The 17,885-nt window shown below is 62.0% G+C and carries 15 protein-coding genes and 1 pseudogene; 7 read left to right on the forward strand and 9 right to left on the reverse strand.

Translation table 11 applies throughout. From position 1 onward, the window contains the following. Window positions 1-243: 243 nt before the first annotated feature. Window positions 244-963 (forward strand): UTRA domain-containing protein, encoded by a 720-nt coding sequence (locus NJC38_RS20235; protein WP_045481456.1) that lies wholly within the window; start codon window positions 244-246, stop codon window positions 961-963. 267 nt (window positions 964-1,230) lie between these two features. Here the strand turns inward: NJC38_RS20235 and NJC38_RS20240 are convergent, their stop codons facing one another. From NJC38_RS20240 to minC, 5 genes are all read right to left on the reverse strand, one after another. After that, window positions 1,231-2,520 carry a M18 family aminopeptidase gene (locus tag NJC38_RS20240; RefSeq protein ID WP_045481454.1) on the reverse strand — a complete coding sequence of 430 codons (1,290 nt, stop codon included), beginning with the start codon at window positions 2,518-2,520 and terminating at the stop codon, window positions 1,231-1,233. Window positions 2,521-2,651: 131 nt separating this feature from the next. Beyond that, window positions 2,652-3,287 carry a pseudouridine synthase gene (locus NJC38_RS20245; protein WP_253116835.1) on the reverse strand — a complete coding sequence of 212 codons (636 nt, stop codon included), beginning with the start codon at window positions 3,285-3,287 and terminating at the stop codon, window positions 2,652-2,654. 100 nt (window positions 3,288-3,387) lie between these two features. Beyond that, the gene (gene minE / locus NJC38_RS20250) at window positions 3,388-3,648 is read right to left on the reverse strand and encodes a cell division topological specificity factor MinE (RefSeq protein ID WP_045481448.1); all 261 of its coding nucleotides are present in this window, start codon (window positions 3,646-3,648) and stop codon (window positions 3,388-3,390) included. A gap of 3 nt (window positions 3,649-3,651) precedes the next feature. After that, window positions 3,652-4,461, reverse strand: coding sequence for a septum site-determining protein MinD (gene minD, locus NJC38_RS20255; RefSeq protein ID WP_045481444.1), 810 nt, complete (start codon window positions 4,459-4,461; stop codon window positions 3,652-3,654). Between the two features lie 221 nt (window positions 4,462-4,682). Then, on the reverse strand, window positions 4,683-5,426 hold the full coding sequence (gene minC, locus NJC38_RS20260; protein WP_253116837.1) for a septum site-determining protein MinC: 744 nt from the start codon (window positions 5,424-5,426) through the stop codon (window positions 4,683-4,685). A gap of 121 nt (window positions 5,427-5,547) precedes the next feature. Here minC and NJC38_RS20265 point away from each other — a divergent pair, with 121 nt between their 5' ends. Both NJC38_RS20265 and NJC38_RS20270 read left to right on the forward strand, forming a co-directional pair. Further along, on the forward strand, window positions 5,548-6,477 hold the full coding sequence (locus NJC38_RS20265) for a lipid A biosynthesis lauroyl acyltransferase (RefSeq protein ID WP_253116839.1): 930 nt from the start codon (window positions 5,548-5,550) through the stop codon (window positions 6,475-6,477). Window positions 6,478-6,503: 26 nt separating this feature from the next. After that, a complete protein-coding gene (locus NJC38_RS20270; protein ID WP_253116841.1) occupies window positions 6,504-7,679 on the forward strand; it encodes a patatin-like phospholipase family protein in 1,176 nt (391 codons plus the stop codon). A gap of 117 nt (window positions 7,680-7,796) precedes the next feature. On the opposite strand, the gene NJC38_RS20275 is transcribed toward NJC38_RS20270, so the two are convergent. Beyond that, entirely contained in the window at window positions 7,797-10,166 is a 2,370-nt protein-coding gene (locus NJC38_RS20275; RefSeq protein WP_253116856.1) for a TonB-dependent receptor, read from the reverse strand. 252 nt (window positions 10,167-10,418) lie between these two features. On the opposite strand from NJC38_RS20275, the gene NJC38_RS20280 reads away from it, so the two are divergent. From NJC38_RS20280 to NJC38_RS20290, 3 genes are all read left to right on the forward strand, one after another. Further along, a complete protein-coding gene (locus NJC38_RS20280) occupies window positions 10,419-11,366 on the forward strand; it encodes an aldo/keto reductase (RefSeq protein ID WP_253116843.1) in 948 nt (315 codons plus the stop codon). 119 nt (window positions 11,367-11,485) lie between these two features. Further along, the gene (locus NJC38_RS20285) at window positions 11,486-11,935 is read left to right on the forward strand and encodes a cell division protein (protein WP_253116845.1); all 450 of its coding nucleotides are present in this window, start codon (window positions 11,486-11,488) and stop codon (window positions 11,933-11,935) included. An 11-nt stretch (window positions 11,936-11,946) separates the two neighbouring features. Next, a complete protein-coding gene (locus tag NJC38_RS20290; RefSeq protein ID WP_253116858.1) occupies window positions 11,947-14,400 on the forward strand; it encodes an alpha/beta hydrolase in 2,454 nt (817 codons plus the stop codon). 62 nt (window positions 14,401-14,462) lie between these two features. Here NJC38_RS20290 and NJC38_RS20295 read toward each other — a convergent pair whose 3' ends face one another. The 3 genes and pseudogenes from NJC38_RS20295 to NJC38_RS20305 form a co-directional block, all read right to left on the reverse strand. Further along, on the reverse strand, window positions 14,463-15,728 hold the full coding sequence (locus NJC38_RS20295) for a cation:dicarboxylase symporter family transporter (protein WP_253116847.1): 1,266 nt from the start codon (window positions 15,726-15,728) through the stop codon (window positions 14,463-14,465). A 67-nt stretch (window positions 15,729-15,795) separates the two neighbouring features. Continuing rightward, window positions 15,796-16,902, reverse strand: coding sequence for an aminotransferase class I/II-fold pyridoxal phosphate-dependent enzyme (locus NJC38_RS20300; protein ID WP_253116849.1), 1,107 nt, complete (start codon window positions 16,900-16,902; stop codon window positions 15,796-15,798). A gap of 146 nt (window positions 16,903-17,048) precedes the next feature. Continuing rightward, a pseudogene (locus NJC38_RS20305) lies at window positions 17,049-17,138 on the reverse strand (IS200/IS605 family transposase); the annotation flags it as partial. 14 nt (window positions 17,139-17,152) lie between these two features. Between NJC38_RS20305 and NJC38_RS20310 the strand changes: the two are divergent. Continuing rightward, window positions 17,153-17,885: transposase (locus tag NJC38_RS20310; protein ID WP_253116852.1), on the forward strand; the 733-nt coding region annotated here is incomplete at its 3' end.

Consider the following 17,885-nt stretch of genomic DNA (forward strand, 5'->3'; position numbering starts at 1 on the left):
TTCGTGTCGGCATGGGGTGTGCAATGGAAAAATCCGTTGCTCAGGTCGCTCTGGGTGTACAGCGTAGACCAAGCTTGAACCCTTGATCGGCAAGGTGTTGCAACAGATTGTGATCTAGTCTTGGCTGACCTCGACGAGCAATTGTCACAGGACAGTCATCTGTGCGAACTAGGCTATCGAGCCAGATGCCAGAAGGCTCTGGTGCTCACTTATGGCGCTGGACTAGACCATTCAGGACGCTCAATGCGCGACGATGAACCACGAGCCGTTGTCACTATCGGCAAAGCCTTGCAGGAGCAGATTGAGAGCGGCCTGCTGCCGCCGGGCAGCAAGCTGCCGGCAGAGCGACGACTCAGCGAAGTATTCGCCACCACGCGCATTACCCTGCGCGAGGCCTTGTTGCAACTGGAAGCTCAAGGATTGATCTACCGGGAAGAACGCCGCGGCTGGTTCATCTCGCCGCCACGCCTGGCCTATGACCTCAACAGCCGCAGCCACTTTCATGCCATGGTCAGCGCCCAGGGACGGCAGGCGCATACCCAACTGCTCTCGGCCCGCCTGCAACCGGCTTCGGCTGTCATCTGCCAGCGGCTGCAACTGCCGGCGTTGTCCAGTGTGATTCAGATCTGCCGCGCCCGGCGCATCGATCAACGTCTGGTGCTGTATGTGGAGCACTACCTGCGCCCCGAGTGCTTCCCCGGCATCCTCGACTGTGACCTGAGCCAATCACTGACCGAGCTTTATACCGAGCGCTATGGGTTGCAATACGGGCGGGTCAACTTCGAACTGTCACCCACCGCCCTGCATGCCGAAGCCGCCGCTGCACTGAAAGTCTCGATCGGCACGCCTGGGCTGTGCATCGCCAGAGTCAATCATGACCGTAACGGACGACTGATCGACTGCGACCTGGAATACTGGCGGCATGATGCGATACGGGTCAGTGCGGTGATGGGTGGGGACTGAAGGAGCTGCTGCCACTGGCGTTAAGCTTCTGCTTTTGCTCTTCGAGCCGGGATGGCATAGACGACGCCGACCGCCAAGTCGGCGCCGGAGTGAGGGAATCCCGCTTGAAGCGGGACTAGCCGTGGCAAGCGCTGAACTGACCCCCAAAGTAACTCGCCCAGCAGGGCGAAACCTGCAGTCCAGAAACCGCGAAAAAGGATTTTCTATCGCTGCGCAGATCACGCCTTTTCGCGGCTAGCCGCTCCTGCGGGCGAAGGCCGTCAATGGTCAAGGCAACTCGTTACTGGTGTAGAACGCGCCCAGGACTTTGACCAGGTGCGCCAGATCATGACTGCCCGCCAGCTCGCGAATCGAATGCATCGCAAAGGTCGGCAAGCCAATATCTACCGTGCGAATACCCAGATGACTGGCAGTGATCGGCCCGATGGTCGAACCACAGCCCATATCACTGCGTACCACGAAACTCTGCACCGGCACTTCCACCGCCATGCACAGATGACGGAAAAAACCGGCTGTTTCACTATTGGTCGCGTAGCGCTGGTTATTGTTGACCTTGATTACCGGGCCGGCATTGAGCTTGGGACCATGATTGCCATCATGCTTGTCGGCATAGTTAGGGTGCACGCCATGGGCATTGTCGGCAGAGATCAACAGCGAGCGCTGGATCGTGCGCACGTAATCTTCATGATCACTGACCAGCCGCTGAACGATCTGCTCCAGCATCGGCCCGTCGGCGCCACAGGCTGAAGCCGAACCGATTTCCTCGTGATCGGTACAGACCAACAGGCAGGTTTCCTCGCTGTCGCTGCCCAGCAGCGCCTGCAGGCCGGCGTAGCACGACAGCAGGTTGTCCAGCCGCGCACCGGCGATGAAGTCACCATTGAGGCCAATCACCGCGGCGCTCTGGGTGTCGTAGAAGCTCAGCTCGTAGTCGAGCACCACGTCGGCATTGAGATCGTGCTCACGGGCCAGTTGATCGGTGAGCAAGGCGCGGAAGTCCGGGCGTTCATCACCGGCCACCTGGGCGAGAATCGGTGGCAGCTCGATCTGCGGGTTGATCTGCCAGCCTTCGTTGGCGGTACGGTTGAGGTGAATCGCCAGGTTGGGGATCACCGCAATCGGCTGTTTGAAATTGACCAGCTGACTCTCGACCTTGCCGTCACGGCGGAAGGTCACACGCCCGGCCAGCGACAGGTCGCGGTCGAACCAGGGGGCAAGCAACGCGCCGCCGTAGACTTCCACACCCAGTTGCCAGAAGCCCTGGCGTTGTAGCTCCGGCTGTGGCTTGACCCGCAGGCACGGGCTGTCGGTGTGCGCGCCGACCATGCGGATGCCGCTGATCAGCGGTGAGTGGCGGCCCATGCGCCAGGCGACGACGGATGAGTCATTGCGGGTCACGTAATAGCGGCCGCCAGCCTCGACGGCCCAGGTGTCACGCTCGTCCAGGCGCTGGAAGCCACCGGCCTCCAGATGTTGCACCAGGGTCGCGGTGGCATGGAACGGGGTAGGCGAGGCCTTGAGGAAGTCGATCAGGCCCTTGTTCAACTCTTCACGCATAAGTCACTCCAGACAGCAATGGCGCGAGTTTAACGCATTGGCTGGCAATATGGCGCTTGTAGGAACGAGTGTGCTCGCGAAGGCGGTAGCCTTCGCCGCTAAAGCGGCTCCTACGGGTACGTGACAAAATCTCAGAACGGTGCCGGGCACTCGAAGCGTAACCGCTCGCCGCTGACCGGGTGGGTGAAGCTCAGCATGCTGGCATGCAGGCACAGGCGTGGATACGCCGCCAGTGCTTGCGGGTGGGCATACAGGCCGTCACCGAGCAGTGGATGACCGATCGACAGCATGTGCACACGCAACTGGTGCGAGCGGCCGGTGATCGGAGTCAGTTCGACGCGGCAATGGTCAACGGCCCGCTCGAGGACCTTCCAGAACGTCAGGGCGTGTTTGCCATGCTCGTGGTCCACCACATGGCGCGGTTTGGTCGGCGGGTCGTAGCGCAGCGGCAGGTCAATGCTGCCGCTGTCCAGCGCCGGCTGGCCCCAGCACAACGCGGTGTAGGCTTTCTCGGTTTCGCGGTCGTGAAACTGCCGCGACAGTTCGCGGTGGCTGTCGGCATCACGGGCCAGCAGGATGATGCCGGAGGTTTCCCAGTCCAGGCGATGCACGATGCGGGCCTCGGGGTAACCGTTTTCCTGCAGGCGGGTAATCAGGCAGTCCTTGTTGTCTTCGGCGCGGCCAGGAACCGACAACAGAAGCGTGGGCTTATCGATTACCAGGACGGCACTGTCCTGATGGAGGATGCGGATATTCGACAACGGCATGCGGGTAGACGGCCTCGGTACGCTATGAAAAACGCCAGCGGCGCAAGCAGCGACCCTCGACGGATGAGGGTTGCCGGTTGCGCCGCTGGCGACTGCCGGATCAGCGATCGGGCAGGGTGACGTTGAGTTCCAGAATCGAGCAGCTACCCTGGTTTTCCAGAGCGACCTGCACTTGATCGGACTCGATGTTGACGTATTTGCGGATCACTTCCACGAGTTCCTTCTGCAACGCAGGCAGGTAGTCGGGGGTGCTGTTACCGCGTTGGCCGCGCTCGTGCGCCACGATGATCTGCAGACGCTCCTTCGCAACCGAAGCGCTGCTGGCTTTCTTGCGGTCACGAAAGAAGTCAAAAATATTCATGCGTTAACCCCCGAACAGACGTTCAAAGAATCCTTTCTTTTTCTCATCCAGGAAGCGATGTTCCCGGTCCTTGCCAAGCAGGCGGTCGACGGCATCACTGTAAGCCTGGCCGGCGTCGCTCTGTTCATCGAGGATCACGGGAACACCCTGGTTGGACGCTTTGAGCACGGCCTGGGATTCAGGAATCACGCCCAGCAGGGTCACTGCCAGAATTTCCTTGACGTCATCCACGCCGAGCATTTCGCCCTTGCTGACGCGCTCCGGATTGTAGCGGGTCAGCAGCAGGTGTTCCTTGATCGGGTCTTCGCCGTTTTCGGCGCGGCGCGATTTGCTGGCCAGCAGGCCCAGCATGCGGTCGGAGTCACGGACCGAAGACACTTCAGGGTTGGTGACCACAATGGCTTCGTCGGCGAAGTACATGGCCAGGTGGGCACCGGTTTCGATGCCGGCCGGCGAGTCGCAGACGATGTATTCGAAGGACTGGCGCAACTCGTTGAGCACGCGTTCGACGCCGTCTTTGGTCAGGGCTTCCTTGTCGCGGGTCTGGCTGGCTGCCAGCACGTACAGGTTTTCGATCTTCTTGTCCTTGATCAGCGCCTGCTGCAGGTTGGCTTCGTTGTTGACGACGTTGACGAAGTCGTAAACCACGCGGCGTTCGCAGCCCATGATCAGGTCGAGGTTACGCAGACCGACGTCGAAGTCGACGATCACGGTCTTGTGGCCGCGCAGTGCGAGGCCGGTACCGATGGCGGCGCTGGTGGTGGTCTTGCCCACACCACCCTTGCCGGATGTAACTACGAGAATCTTGGCCAAGGTGTTTCACCCCTAGAGGATACGGACTATTGAAAGTCCCTGAAGAGCGTCCCTTGAAGCGGCGTCAGTAGAGCAATGCCGGAAATCATCAAATCATCGGCCTTTTATAGCGTCCCGTCGGGTGGCGCTGGATAAAACACACGTGTTTCTGAATTTCCTACAACCTTTGCTACGTTTTCGCGACGAGTCAGAGATGCTTAGGTAAATAGCGGCAGTATCCGTTAAAGCCGAATGATGTTCAACACGTCCCCGGACAGGCTGACCTGCACGCCGGTGCCCCATAACGGGTCCCTGCGCAGGTCTTCCGAAACCTTGTACTGACCGGCGATCGAGACCAGTTCGGCGCCCATCTGCTGGCAAAAAATACGGGCCTTGGTGTCTCCTTTGATGCCGGCCAGTGCCCTGCCGCGCAACGGGCCATACACATGGATGTTGCCATCGGCCAGAAGTTCCGCACCGGGGCTCACTGGCGCTACCACGACCAGGTCGCCGCCCTGAGCATAGATCTGTTGCCCACCGCGCACCGGCGAGGTAATGACGCGGGTTGGCCGGACGGTCGGCTCGGGTGGCTTTTCCGGGGCTTTCGGCGCTGGCGGCGTGGCTTCTATCGGCTCCAGCGGCCGCTCGCGGGCACCGGAGGGCGGCAGCACCGGCAAGTCGATGGCAATCGCTGCGGCGATGTCTTCGATGCGGCTGGCGCGGATCGCCAGGGTCCGCAGGCCATGCTGACGGCAGATACGCACCAGACCCGGCAGGTCGACCGTGCCTTGCTGGGGCGCAATCTTGTCCAGAGCCAGAATCAGCGGCGTATTGCTGAAGAAATTCGGGGCCAGGGCGACCTTGGCTGCCAGTTGTCTGTCCAGAGCCTCAAGGTCAGTGCGTGCCAGTTCCATAACGGTGATGGCCAGCATGCTGCCCTTGAGCTGAAACACGGGGTCGAGGTTTTGCGATTCGGTCTGACTCATGGTCGGCATAGACAACAGCTTGTCGCTAAAAGTGCCGAGACTTATAACGAGAACATCCGTCAGCCGCAAGCCATGGCGAACCGATGTAGAATGCGCGGCCATTGTCCTGACGGAAGCCTAAATGGACCGCCCGCATTTTCGACCGTATTTTTTGCACCCGCGTTTCTGGGCCCTGTGGCTGGGCCTGGGGCTGCTGTGGCTGATCGTGCAGTTGCCGTACCGGCTGCTGCTGGTGCTTGGCCGCTGGCTGGGGCTGGTGATGTACGGGTTTGCCGCTGATCGAAAATACATTGCCGCACGCAACCTGGAGCTGTGTTTCCCTCAGTTGTCGGCGGCCGAGCGCAAACGCCTGCTCAAGGAAAACTTCGCCTCCACCGGCATTGCCTTCTTCGAAATGGCCATGAGCTGGTGGTGGCCACGACAGCGGCTGGCGAGACTGGCGCACATCGAGGGTTTGCAACACCTGCGTGAGGCGCAGCAGGCTGGCGAGGGCGTGATCCTCATGGCCCTGCATTTCACCACCCTGGAGGTCGGCGCGGCGCTGCTCGGCCAGCAACACACCATCGATGGCATGTACCGCGAGCACAAGAACCCGCTGTTTGACTTCATCCAGCGCCGGGGCCGTGAGCGGCACAACCTCGACTCGCTGGCGGTCGAGCGCGAGGACGTGCGTGGCATGCTTAAACTGCTGCGCAAGGGCCGGGCTATCTGGTATGCCCCGGATCAGGACTATGGCGCCAAACAGAGTGTCTTTGTGCCGCTGTTCGGCATCCAGGCCGCGACCGTGACCGCAACCAGCAAATTTGCCAAGCTGGGCAAGGCTCGCGTGGTGCCGTTTACCCAGCAGCGTCTGGCCGATGGCCGTGGTTATCGGCTGGTGATTCATCCGCCGCTGGAGCACTTTCCCGGTGAAAACGACGAAGCCGATTGCCTGCGTATCAATCAATGGGTAGAAAAGGCCATTACCGAGTGCCCTACGCAATACCTGTGGGCGCACCGGCGCTTCAAAAGTCGGCCAGAAGGTGAGCCGAGGCTGTACGCAAAAAAATAAAAAATGGATGACTGAGGTTCGTTTTGATGGTTGAACCCGCAGTAGTTGGATCTTCAGATCAGGCCGTGACAGGCCTGATTCTTTCCGGTGGCGGTGCGCGTGCCGCCTATCAGGTCGGGGTTCTGGCCGGTATCGCCGACCTGCTGCCGTATGGCGCAATAAATCCGTTTCCGGTGATCGTCGGTACCTCGGCCGGCGCGATCAATGCGGTGAAACTGGCCAGCGACGCCATGCGCTTTCGCGTGGCGGTCCATCAACTGACCCTGTTCTGGCAAAACTTTCGCAGCCATCAAGTGCTGCGCAGCGACTGGCCGGGGGTGATTCACCAGGCCAGCCGCTTCGTCGGCAAGAGCCTGCTGGGCCTTGGTTCCCAAGCCCCCGTGGCGCTGCTCAACAGCTCGCCACTACGTGATCTGCTCACCGAACGCATGGACCTGTCAGGCATCGAGCAGGCCATCGAGGCGCAACACTTGCGCGCGGTGGCGGTGACGGCGTTTGGTTATGAGTCTGGTCAGGCGGTGACCTTTTACCAGGGCAAAGGCAGTATCGAACCCTGGTTGCGTCATCGACGTGTGGGCCTGCCTTCGCGCTTGACCGTGGATCACCTGCTGGCCAGCTCGGCGATCCCGTTGTTGTTTGCGCCGGTCAAGGTCGAGCAGGAATATTTCGGTGACGGCGCGGTGCGTCAGTCGGCGCCGATCAGCCCGGCGCTGCATTTGGGGGCCAACCGGGTGTTGGTCATCGGGGTCAGCGGCAACCCGCGCGGGGTGCAAGCCCAGCCTCAGGTGCACCGGGTTACCACGGGTAATCAGCCGAGCATGGCGCAGATCAGCGGTCACCTGCTCAACAGTACGTTTATTGACAGTCTGGAAGGCGACATCGAGTTGCTGGAGCGGCTCAATACGCTCAGTGCACTGCTGCCCGACGAACAGGCGCGCCGTCAGCCGGGCATGGCGCCAGTCGAGGTGCTGGTGATCTCGCCGAGTCGCCCGCTGGACGAAATCGCCGCACGCCATCGCCACGAGCTGCCGCCAGCCTTGCGCACCTTTCTGCGCGGCCCGGGCGCGACCAAGACCAGCGGCGCCAGTGTTTTGAGCTACCTGTTGTTCGAAGCAGGCTATTGCAGCGAACTGATCGAACTGGGCCGGCACGACGCCAAGGTGCAGGGCGAAGAGCTCAAGCGGTTTCTGCGTATTGCCTGATTGAACCTGTGGGGCCTATCGCGCAGCAAACACATGACCCCGTAGGAGCCGCTTCAGCGGCGAAGGCTAGCGGCGGAGCCTTCGCGGCTGAAGCCGCTCCTACTCATAGCGCCGATATCAGAACCCGACAGTGGCCGACAGCAGGTAGGTACGCGGGGTCGACAGGGTCAGGCCTGGTTCGCTGTCGTCGGAGGCACCGGCCGAGGCCCAGTAGGCTTTGTCCAGAACGTTCTCGACATTGGCGCGCAGGGTGACGTCGGTGCTGTTGACCTTGAAGGCGTAGCGCGCGCCGAGGTCCACCCGTTGCCAGCTATCGATGGACTTGCTGTTGGCCTGGTCCAGATATTGCGAGCTGGAGTGGATGCCGCGGGCGGTCAGGGTCACGCCCTGTACGCCTGGCACATCCCATTCGGCGCCGAGATTGACGTTGTACTTGGGCGTGGCCGGTGCGCGGTTGCCGTCATAGACACCATTGACCGTGTCGGTCAGTTCGCTGTGGATGTACATCACCCCGCCCAGCAGGCGCACGCCTTGCAGCGGTTCACCGAACACGTTCAACTCCAGGCCGGTGTTTTCACGCTTGCCGCTGGGGCCGAATACCCGTGTGGTGGCGTTGGTCTCGTAGGCCGGCTGCTTGACCCGGAACACGCTGGCGGTGAAGGCCATCGACCCCAGGTCGTATTTGCTGCCGATCTCGACCTGACGGCTGATGAACGGCGCGAAGATCTGGTTTTCGTTGATCGAGGTCGACGGGGCGATTTTGCCCAGACTCAGGCCTTCCATGTAGTTGGCGTACAGCGACCACTGATCGGTGACCTTGTACACCACGCCGCCGGAGGGCGAGAACTTCTTCTCGTCGTAGGCCGTCTCGCCACGCACACCATCGCTCCAGTCTTCGACCTGCACCCGCTGGAAGCGTCCGCCCAGGGTGACCAGCAGACGGTCATCAAAGAACCCCAGGGTGTCGGCCAGGCCGATACTGTCGAAGCGGTTCTCGGTGTAGTCCTTTGAGTCCAGGCGGGTCGGGGTGTTCGGCAGAGCGCGTTGCACCGGGTTGTAGATATTGCCCGCTGCGGTGGCATAACGCGCGCCGCCGTTGGTGAAGTCCATGTAAAAGTGCGTGGCCGAGATGTTCAGCTCGTGGCTGACCGGGCCGGTCTGCAGCCATTTGCGCGCCCCCACGGTGGCGGTGCGTACGCTCTCGTCACGGGTGAAGAAGCGTGGCGAGACAGTGAAGTCGCCGGCGTTGTTGCTGACCGACACTGCATGACGCATGAACTCGTGGTTGCTCTCGCGGGCGCCGACCGCGCCGTAGACCATGAACGAGTCGCTGATGTCGTATTCGGCGTTCAGATCGCCGAAGGTGTCGTTGGTACTGGCCCAGCTCCAGGCCTGGGCGTAGTTCTTGTCGATGGCACCGGCACTGGGGACCCGGGCGTTGGCGCCGACCTGGATACGCTCCTGTGGCGCATCGGTATCGCGTTCGGTGCGGCCGATATCCGCCGAGACGCGCAGCCGCTCGCCACGGAAATCCAGGCCCAGCACCGACAGTTCGCGGTCAACGTGCTGGTGATCCCACTCAGTATCACCGGACTGCTTCACGCTGTTGAAGCGGATGCCGTATTCATTGTTGTCACCAAAACGCCGGCCCAGATCCACGGCACCGCCAACCTGGCTGTCGGAGGCGACGCTGCCGGTGAACTCGGTAATGGGTTTATCGGTGGCGCGCTTGGCGACCACGTTGACGCCGCCGCCGATGCTGCCGCGTGGCGAAATACCGTTGAGCAATTGGTTGGTGCCTTTGAACACGTCAACCCGGTCGGCCATTTCCATGTCGATGGAGTAGGTCGGCAACACGCCGTACAGGCCGTTGTACGACACATCGGTGTTGAACAGGCTGAAGCCGCGAATGGTGAACTGCTCGAAGCGCCCGCCGGCCGGGTTGGTGGCGCGCACCGACGGGTCACTGGCCACCAGGTCGCTGAGGGTCCGGGCTTGCAGGTTCTTGGCGGTTTCGCTGGTATAGGTGGTACTGCTCAGCGGCGTGTCCATGAAGTCCCGCGAGCCGAGCAGGCCCAGCGAACCGCGCCGCGCCACCTGATTACCGGCGTAGCGCTCACCGTCACCGTTGAACGACAGAATACTGGTGCTGACGATCGCGGTGCTGCCCAGTTCCAGAGTGCCTGCGCCGGACGCCTGAGGGGCCGGAACCAGGGTGTAGCTGCTGTTGCCCACGCTTTGCAGTTGCAGGCCGCTGCCTTGCAGCAGCCGGGCAAAGCCGTCTTCGACACTGTAGCTGCCAGACAGGCCGGTGCTTTGCCGACCCTGGACCAGTCCTGGCTCTACCGACAGGCTGACCCCTGCCAGCCCGGCGAAACGGGTCAGCGCCGAGCCGAGATCGCCGGCCGGGATGTCATAGCTTTGCTGCTGGGTCTGCGCAACGGCCATTTGCGGCAGCAGCGCGGGTACGCCCAAAGCCAGGCCCATGCCCAGATTCAGGCACAACGTTGAGCGGGAAATCGAGGACGCCAGAAGCGAACGGCGGCGTGGCAGTGCGGGCATTGAGGTGCTCTCTTTTTGAGTACTGATAACACTCATGACACGCGAGACAGGAAAAGGGGACAGGCCGGCCAAAAAAATCTGTCCGCAGAGCGATTTAATCCCGATGTCATCGAACCGACGGGGCACTGCGGGGTTCCGATACTCAGCTATTTAATGCAATCGAGGGGGGAGACCATCATGCAACGACGCACTCTGGGCGCGACCGGTTTCGACATTTCGCCGCTGGTATTCGGCGGCAATGTATTGGGCTGGACCATCGATGAGAAAACCAGCTTTGCGGTGCTGGACGCCTTTATCGACCACGGTTTCGATGCCATCGACACCGCTGATGTCTACTCGGCCTGGGCTGAAGGCAACCAGGGCGGAGAGTCGGAAACCATCATTGGCAACTGGCTGCAGGCCCGGCCGGGGCTGCGCGACAAGATCCGGTTGTTTACCAAGGTCGGTTCGCAGATGGGCAGCGAAGAGTGCAAAGGCTTGTCGCAGCGCTGGATCGATCAGGCCGTGGAAGCGTCACTGGCGCGGCTGCAGACCGATTACATCGACCTGTACTTCTCTCACTGGCCCGATCCTGAGGTCGCTTATCAGGAAACCCTGGCGGCTTACGGCAAGCTGCTCGGAGAAGGCAAGATCCGCAGCATCGGCGCGTCCAATCTCAATTATGAGCAACTGGTCGAGGCCCTGACTGTCGCCCAGCAACCGGGCCTGCCGTCCTATCAGGTGCTGCAACCGGAGTTCAACCTGTACGACCGCGAAGGCTTTGCCGGCGACCTGCAGCAACTGTGCATCCATGCCGATATCGGTGTGGTGACCTACTACAGCCTGGCGTCGGGCTTTCTGTCCGGCAAATACCGCTCCGAGGCTGACCTGCACAAGAGCCAGCGCGGCGGCAGCATCGGCAAATACCTCAATCGCCGCGGCCTGGCGATTCTCGATGCGCTGGACGACGTGGCGATGACCCACAGTGCCAGCCCCTCGGAAGTGGCACTGGCCTGGCTGCTACGCCAGCCCGGCGTCACGGCGCCGATTGTCAGCGCAACCAGCGTGGCCCAGGTCGAAAGCCTGGCCCGTGCGGCGACCTTGCAATTGAGTGATGAAGAGGTGCTGCGCTTGAGCAGGCTTTGATTGATCGCTACTGAATAGGTCGACCCGAGCGTCAAGTCGAAGGGTATAGCGGGATGCTTACCCGCTGCTGCACAACTCGCTACACTCGCCAGCTTTCAAGGATTTTCCCGGGACCTGGAATGCCACCTTCATCCTCGCCGCAGCGCAAACACCTTATCCGCTGGCTTTATCTGGTTGCCGGTGGGCACCTGCTGGGCGGGTTGCTGCTCAGTTGGGCGGCGCCCAGCGGGCTGTTCGATCAGTATCTGGCGTCGCTGGAACAGGCGTTCTGGGGAGGCATTGCACCGCTCGCGGCGCGTGAGCAGCAGACCTGGTGGCTGGCGCTGTTTGGTGCGACCTTGCAGAGTTATTCGCTGTACATGCTGGCGTTGATTCATATCGGCAGCCGCGTGCGCCAGCCGATGGTCTGGGGCTGGCTGATGGCCGGGCTGCTGCTGTGGGCGCCGCAGGATATTGTGATTTCCTTGAAGGCCGGCGTCTGGTCGCATCTGCTGATCGACAGCCTGGCGCTGCTCGCGCTGGTACCGCCGTTGCTGTGGCTGTACCGTCATGACCGGAGTGCTGCGTGAGCAAGCCCTTGATGTACCTGTTGGCCGGCAACGGCAGCACCGCCCGCTGGTGGGATGATGCGCTGCCACACTTTCACCGCTACCGGGTTCAGGCGCTGGAGTTGCCGGGCTTTGGGAACAACCCCGAGCCACCCTGCAGTGACCTTGATGGTTACGTCAGTGCGCTGATCGCCGCCACCCGGCCCGGCAATGCGATCATGGCCGTGGGTGTCAATGCCTTGCTGGTGTTGCATGCCTTGCAGCGTCAGCCGGGGCACTTTTCTCGCAGTGTATTGCTGGCGCCGGTGGGCGCCTTTCTTTGGCAGCGGCGGCTTCCGGCGCTGATGTCGCCGCTGCCGATTCGCAAGACCATCCATTGGCTGCTGGCCAATCGGCCGACCTTGTTCGCCAGTAAGTTTTCCCGTCGCAGCTGGACCCCGGCGCAGTACCAGCGCATGGGCGAGGGGTATGCGCGCTGCCGGGCGTTTGTGCCGTATTGGGATCTGCTGCGCGCCAGCACCGCGCTGCCATTGCTGGAATGGGTCCAGGACCCGGTCGAGCTGGTATGGGGCGATCAGGATGGCGTGCTCGGCATCGAACAGGCGGCGGCCTGGTCGGCGATTCTGGCGCGGGCCGATTTGCGCATCAGCCTCAAAGCGGGCTGGGGGCATTACCCATGGATCGATGATCCGGCCGGTTTCGTTGGCTGGCTGGAGTCGGGCGAGCAGGGCTTTGTCGCCCACACCAAGGGCGGCCGCCTGCAGCTGGCGCAAATGGCCGGGCAACCGGTGCCGGCGGCGCTGGTTGTGCAGAGCAGCAGCGACTCGCGCCTGCCAGAGTTACTGGGCGCGGCGGCCGATACGCTTTGGGCGGTGCGCTCATCCAGTTTTAGCGAGGATCAGGCCGATGCTGCCAATGCCGGGTTGAGCACCACCTTCCTGCGTGTTACGCCCCAAGAGCTGAGCGCACGGGTTGATGAGCTGCTTGGTGCGGGTGTCGAGCAAGTGGTGGTGCAGCGCTTCATCAAACCAGTGATTTCCGGTATTGGTTTCGTGCGCCATCTGGCGGTCGAGCTGGAGTGGGTCGAGGGGCACCTGGAGTCGCTGGCCGACGGCCAGGTCAGCCCACAGCGGGCGACGATTTCCCGGTTGGGCCAGGCGTGGAGCAGCGGATCATTCAAGCCTTGTCGCGGGCTGACGCAAACGATGCTCTGGGACTTTTTACAGGGTGTACTGCGGGTTTTTCACTATGTGCCCGGCGATGTGGAATGGGCCTGGGACGGCCAGCAGTTATGGCTGTTGCAGTACCGGCCGATCAGCGATTACGGCTGGCGTCGGCATTTGACGGCGGCGAACATCGCCGAGATCCTGCCGCCGCAGCCGAGCCGGTTTGTCGAGTATGGCCAGCGCCGTGCTGCCGCGAGTATTCCGGCGATCATGGCGGGTTGGGATGCGCGGGTGTTGCAGGATAACGAACCCTTCACCGCCGTGTTTGGTGGCGCGTCGTATATCAACAATGACCTGTTCCTGGCGCGTCTGGCCGATTGGGGCATCCCATCGAGCCACTATGCCGGTGAAGTCGGCGGCGCCACGCCGCACCTGCCGATGCGACCCTGGCGGCTGTTGCGCTCATTGCCGGTTTTGCTGCGCATGCAGCGTATTGCGCGTAGGCACCTGTTGACCCTTGAGCAACAGCTGCAGCGCTTCGACGCCGAACTGGCGCAACAGGTTGAGCAGGGCGCCAACGGCCAGCAACTGGCCGACTGGTTCAGCCGCTTCTACGTGTTCGTGGTGCAGGGCAACCTGTGCATTGCCACTGCGTTGGCCAGCAGTGGTGGGGCGGCGCTGGGCCGGCCACCGACGGCATACGACAACCTGCAAAACTGCCCGCACCGGCTGCCCTGGGAAACCGACCCTGGCACGCCGCGACCGGCACTGACCGCCTTGCCGCTACAGGCTTTCCCGCAATGGCCGCTGGCAATCGGCCTGGCGCACAAAGCCGGCTTGCCAGGACTGCGTGGCTACTACCTGCAAGTGCGCGAGTGGTATCGCGACAACCTGATGCGCATTTTCTTTCGTCTGCATCACGCCATGCCCGAGGCCGAGCGCGGGCATTGGTTCGCGCCGCATCCTGACGTGCGCAACCGCGATGGCAGCTTCTGGCAGGACGGCCGTGAAGGTCGCGAGCAGGCGGCCGGGTTCATGATTTATCCGGGGCAGGTGCGCGGCATTCTGGGCCAGGACATTTTGCTGGAAGACACCCTCGATCCTGGCCGTCATGCGCATTATCAAGCCGCCAAAGCGGTGATTGCGCGAATGGGCGGACGGTTGTCGCACGGCTCGACGCTGTTGCGTGAACTGCGCAAGCCATCGGCCGTGCTGCCGCAGGTTGACCCGGCCTGGCTGGGTCAGGAAGTGATTTACTGCGATGGGGTCTTGCGGCGGGCGGAGCAAAATCCGCCGGGTCCAGAACAGCCGCTATCTTGAAAGATTGTCGCCAGCAGAACTGCCTTCACGTTTACCGAGGCAGTTCTGCCGACAACCCTGTCTTAGCGTGCGTTCAGATCTTCTGCTTGCTGTAGTTGTACACCATCGCGCTGTTCCCATCGTGCTATCACCAGCGGCGCAAGAGCATTGCCCAGCACATTGAGGGCGGTGGTGGGCATCTCCATCAGGCGGTAGACGCCGGCGATGAAAGCCACGCCTTCGAGCGGCAGACCGGCACTGGCCAGGGTGGCGGACAGGATCACAAACATGAACCCCGGCACGCCTGCTGCGCCCTTGGAGGTCAGCACCATGGTCACCACCAGCAGTGCCTGCTGGGTGAGCGACAGCTCGATACCGTATAGCTGCGCGACAAACAGGGTGCCGATACCGAGAAACAGCGAAGCACCGTCCAGGTTGAACGAATAGCCCACCGGCACCACGAAGCTCACCAGCGAACGTGGCGCGCCGTAGCTCTCCAGCTTCTTCATCAGTTGTGGCATCACCGCGGCGGAGCTGGCGCTGGAGAAGGCCAGCAACAGTTCATCCTTGATGTGGCGCATCAGTCCGAACAGGCTGATGCCGTTGTAACGCGCAATACTGCCCAGCACTACCAGTGTAAAGAACAGGATCGCCACGTAACTGACCAGAATCAGCTTGCCCAGCGGCAGCAAGGAGCTGAAGCCGAAGTTCGATACCGTGACGGCGATCATGCCGAACACCCCGATTGGTGAGTAGGCCATGATCATTGAGGTCACCCGAAACATCGCATCCGAGACTGCGCGCAGGGTGTCGATCAGCGGTGCCTTGCGGGCTTCATCGAGTTGCCCGACTGCCAGACCGAACATCACCGCGAAAAACAGCACCGACAGCAGGCTGCCCTGGGCCATGGCGTTGATGATGTTGTCCGGGATGATGCCGACGATGATCTGGCCCAGGCCGCGATGGGCATCGGCGCCCGGTACTGTGATGGCAGCGGCTTTGAGACTGCCCAGTTCAGTGCCCGCACCAGGTTGCAGCAGGTTGCCGATCAGCAGGCCGATGATGATCGCCGTAGTGGTCACTGCGAAGAAATACAGCAGCGCCCGCACGCCGATGCGCCCCAGTGCCTTGCCGTCACCATGACCGGCGATGCCGACCACCATGCACGAGAAGACGATGGGCACCACGATCATTTTCATCAGCTTGATGAAGATGTCGCCGGCCGGTTGCAGGACGTTGGCCACCAGCCATTGTTTCGAGTCCGGGAATTCATGCAGCAGCGCGCCAAGGGCGATGCCGGCCACCAGACCGATGAGGATTTGCCAGACCAGGGGGATACGAGGTTGCATAGAGACACCCTAAATGCGTTGTTGTTATAGGCAGCGTCTGGCCATCCCTGGCCGCAGTATCCATTAATCAGCTCAGGCGCTCTGCGGCGTCCTTGAAGCGGCGGCATCCTTGTTCGATGACCTCAATGGCGCTGGCAAACGACAGGCGAATATACGGCGACATGCCGTAAGCCGCGCCGCCTACCGTGGCCACACCGGCCTCGTTGAGCAACCAGGTCACCACGTCGGTGTCGCTGTGCAGCACGGCACCTTCCGGCGTACGTTTGCCGAGCAGGCCCGAGACATTGACGAAGGCATAGAACGCACCCGCCGGCGGCGTGCAGCTCAGGCCGGGAATCTCTGCCAGCAGATCCAGCATCCGTGCCCGACGCTGCTGGTAGATCTCGCGCATCGCCGCGATGGGCTGCTGGTCACCGGCAAATGCTGCGACGGCTGCGGCCTGGCTGATCGAGCTGGGGCAGGTGGTGGTCTGCGACAGCAGCTTGGCAACCGCCGCGATCAGAAACGCGGGGCCGGCACCGAACCCCAGGCGCCAGCCAGTCATGGCGTAGCCCTTGGACGCACCGTTGATGATCAGGGTGCGCTGCTTCAGGTCTGGGGCGACATTGAGCAGTGATACATGCCGCGCCTCGCCGAACACGAAGTGCTCGTAGATTTCGTCGGACATCACCAGCACCTGTGGGTGGCGACGCAAGACGTTGGCCAGCCCCGACAGCTCGGCCTCGCTGTACACCGCACCGCTGGGGTTGTTGGGGCTGTTGAGGATCACCCACTTGGTGCGTGGAGTGATGGCTTGTGCCAGCTCCTGCGGGCTGAGCTTGAAGCCCTGGGCCTCGCTGCCGGGGATGATCACCGGGTTGGCGCTGTTAAGGCGGGCAATGTCCGGGTATGAGACCCAATACGGCGTGTGCACGATCACTTCATCGCCGGGGTTCAGGGTCGCGGCCAGGGCGTGGTAGATGATGTGCTTGCCGCCGCAGCCGGCGACCACTTCATCAACCGTATAAGGCAGGTCGTTGTCCCGTGCCAGTTTGGTGACGATGGCCTGGCGCAGCGCCAGGGTGCCGGTGGTGGCGGTGTAGTGAGTGTCTCCGCCGCGCAGGGCCGCTTCGGCCGCTAGGAGGATGTGCTCCGGGGTGTCGAGGTCTGGCTCGCCTACGGTTAAATTGACCATCGGGGCGCGACAAGCCCCGCCGTTCAGGGCGGGGAAGGATAGCGCGGACGGCGTAGCCGTCCCTGGTTACCGTGGGGTGTCTGCTGCTGTTCGATGGATGCACAGCCACAGGATGATGCGCAGTAACACGGCGACACAGATGCCCTTCTACGGCGGTATTTCGTTACAAAGACCCCATGGGCATGCAGCTTGAAAACACCGTGCCGTCCGCGCCTAATGTCGTCTTGATCGCTCATGGTTCAAGAGCAGCATGCAACGACTTCAAGCCTTCAAGTACGAACTCATGCCAGACGGCCGGCAGGAGCGGCAAATGCGCCGCTTTGCGGGCTCCTGTCGCTTCGTCTTCAACAAGGCGCTGGCGTTGCAGAAGGAGCGCCACGAGCAAGGCGAGAAGAAGCTCGGCTATGCGGGCCTGTGCAAGTTGCTGACCGAATGGCGCAATAGCCCGCAAACCGCATGGCTGGCCGATGCGCCTGTTCACCCATTGCAACAGAGCCTCAAGGATCTGGAACGGGCCTACACCAACTTCTTCGCCAAGCGAGCCGACTTTCCCCGGTTCAAGAAGAAGGGGCAGCGCGACAGTTTCCGCTATCCCGACCCGAAACAGATCAAGCTCGACCAGACCAACAGCCGCCTGTTTCTGCCCAAGCTGGGCTGGCTGCGCTACCGCAACAGCCGCGAGACGCTGGGTACTGTGAAGAACATCACCGTGAGCCAGTCGTGTGGCAAGTGGTTCGTGAGTATCCAGACCGAACGCGAGATCGATGAGCAGCCCACGGCACAGGGTGCGGCAGTCGGCATCGACATGGGCATTGCCCGGTTCGCCACGCTTTCGGATGGTTCGTTCTACGCACCCCTGAACAGCTTCAAACGCCATGAAACCGCGCTGTGCAAAGCGCAGCAGGCGATGAGCCGCAAGGTCAGATTCAGCCGCAACTGGAACAAGGCGAAAGCCCGCGTCCAGCGCATTCACTCGCGCATCG

The organism is Pseudomonas sp. 21LCFQ010 (assembly GCF_024129905.1).
In the GTDB taxonomy this organism is placed as follows: domain Bacteria; phylum Pseudomonadota; class Gammaproteobacteria; order Pseudomonadales; family Pseudomonadaceae; genus Aquipseudomonas.

Excerpts from the sequence above, each read along its gene's own strand:
- NJC38_RS20270 (WP_253116841.1), top strand. The coding sequence starts at position 6,504 with ATGGTTGAACCCGCAGTAGTTGGATCTTCAGATCAGGCCGTGACAGGC.
- NJC38_RS20275 (WP_253116856.1), bottom strand. The coding sequence starts at position 10,166 with ATGGGCCTGGCTTTGGGCGTACCCGCGCTGCTGCCGCAAATGGCCGTT.
- NJC38_RS20280 (WP_253116843.1), top strand. The coding sequence starts at position 10,419 with ATGCAACGACGCACTCTGGGCGCGACCGGTTTCGACATTTCGCCGCTG.
- NJC38_RS20285 (WP_253116845.1), top strand. The coding sequence starts at position 11,486 with ATGCCACCTTCATCCTCGCCGCAGCGCAAACACCTTATCCGCTGGCTT.
- NJC38_RS20240 (WP_045481454.1), bottom strand. The coding sequence starts at position 2,520 with ATGCGTGAAGAGTTGAACAAGGGCCTGATCGACTTCCTCAAGGCCTCG.
- NJC38_RS20245 (WP_253116835.1), bottom strand. The coding sequence starts at position 3,287 with ATGCCGTTGTCGAATATCCGCATCCTCCATCAGGACAGTGCCGTCCTG.
- minE (WP_045481448.1), bottom strand. The coding sequence starts at position 3,648 with ATGAATATTTTTGACTTCTTTCGTGACCGCAAGAAAGCCAGCAGCGCT.
- NJC38_RS20295 (WP_253116847.1), bottom strand. The coding sequence starts at position 15,728 with ATGCAACCTCGTATCCCCCTGGTCTGGCAAATCCTCATCGGTCTGGTG.
- minC (WP_253116837.1), bottom strand. The coding sequence starts at position 5,426 with ATGAGTCAGACCGAATCGCAAAACCTCGACCCCGTGTTTCAGCTCAAG.
- NJC38_RS20265 (WP_253116839.1), top strand. The coding sequence starts at position 5,548 with ATGGACCGCCCGCATTTTCGACCGTATTTTTTGCACCCGCGTTTCTGG.
- NJC38_RS20300 (WP_253116849.1), bottom strand. The coding sequence starts at position 16,902 with ATGGTCAATTTAACCGTAGGCGAGCCAGACCTCGACACCCCGGAGCAC.
- NJC38_RS20235 (WP_045481456.1), top strand. The coding sequence starts at position 244 with ATGCGCGACGATGAACCACGAGCCGTTGTCACTATCGGCAAAGCCTTG.
- NJC38_RS20290 (WP_253116858.1), top strand. The coding sequence starts at position 11,947 with ATGTACCTGTTGGCCGGCAACGGCAGCACCGCCCGCTGGTGGGATGAT.